Genomic DNA, 1,262 nt, shown 5'->3' with positions numbered 1-1,262 from the left:
TGGATTTGCTACAAAAAAGTGGACAATTAGTTAAGCGCACTCTGAATATTTAGTTTCCCCGAACTGTTCAGGGGTTTTATAGCCTAGATAGGCGTGTTTTCTTTTTCTGTTGTACCAGATTTCAATGAATTCGAATAAATCGGTTTTGGCTTGAAAAATACTTTGGTAGCTAGCATGCCTGACCATTTCCGACTTGAGTATTTTAAAGAAACTTTCAGCCACAGCATTGTCCCAGCAATTTCCCTTACGACTCATACTCTGTCGGACTCCTTTTTGCCTGATGTGATCAGCAAAAGCATTTGCTGCGTACTGGATTCCTCTATCTGAATGAAAGAGTAGCCCTGGAGATACTGACCTGTTTTTAGCTGCCATCTTCCAAGCTGTCATTACAGTGGCTTGTGTAGTCATTGTTGTACTTAGCGACCAACCGATGATCTTTCGGTCGTACAAGTCCATTACAATAGTCAGGTAAAGCCAGCCTTGCCTGGTAGGGATGTATGTGATATCGGATATCCATTTTTGCCCAGGTCGATTGGCGTGAAAGTCTCTCTTTAGGTGATTTTCGGCTATTGGAAATGAATGTTTTGAGTCAGTTGTTACTCCTCTAAACTTCTTGGTCACAATGCTTCTAATGCCTTCTGCACGCATGATCCTGGCTACTCTTTGCCGGGATACTTTCCATCCCATATCATGAAGGTCGTCGGTCACCTTGGGGCTGCCGTACCTTTGCTTACTACTCAAGTAGATTTCCTTGATATCTAGCAAGAGCCGCTCTCGCTGTAGATCCCTATGGGAAGGCTTGTACTGCAACCAACTATAGTAGCCACTTCGACTCACCTTAAATACCCGGCACATCTTCTCAACGGAATGTTTATGTTGGTTTGCTTTCATGAATTTGAAAACTTCCCGTCGTTCTTGGAGAAGATGCTTACTGCCTTTTTTAAGATATCACGTTCTTCTTGAGCATCCCTCAATGCTTTGTTTAGCCTAGCGATCTCTTTCTGTTCATCGGTCATATTTACATTGCCATGACCTGAAAAACTCCCTTCCTTGTATTGATGATATTCTCTCTTCCAGCGAGTGACCAGCTCAACCCTGATACCAAGCTCATCGGCTACTTCTCTGGTTGGCTTCCCTGATAAACACAAGTTCACTGCCATCATTTTAAACTCCTTATCGAAGTGTCTTCTTTCTCTTTTCATTATCAGTAAATTTAACTCCTACGAGCTTAACTTACTGTCCAGTCAAATGTAGCAGGTTCA

Annotated in this window: 2 protein-coding genes; both read right to left on the bottom strand. The window is 42.6% G+C overall.

Features of this window, described 5'->3' with window-relative positions; genetic code table 11:
• Nucleotides 1-30: 30 nt before the first annotated feature.
• Nucleotides 31-891 carry an IS3 family transposase gene (locus C7460_RS23440; RefSeq protein ID WP_115870569.1) on the bottom strand — a complete coding sequence of 287 codons (861 nt, stop codon included), beginning with the start codon at nt 889-891 and terminating at the stop codon, nt 31-33.
• Entirely contained in the window at nt 888-1,202 is a 315-nt protein-coding gene (locus C7460_RS23435; RefSeq protein WP_115870568.1) for a transposase, read from the bottom strand. Before C7460_RS23435 ends, C7460_RS23440 begins: the two co-directional genes overlap by 4 nt.
• Between the last annotated feature and the right edge of the window lie 60 nt (nt 1,203-1,262).

The organism is Marinoscillum furvescens DSM 4134 (genome assembly GCF_003386095.1).
Classification (GTDB): Bacteria; Bacteroidota; Bacteroidia; order Cytophagales; family Cyclobacteriaceae; genus Marinoscillum; species Marinoscillum furvescens.
Note: the sequence above shows the minus strand (reverse complement) of the source record. Positions and strands in the feature narration are given on the sequence as shown.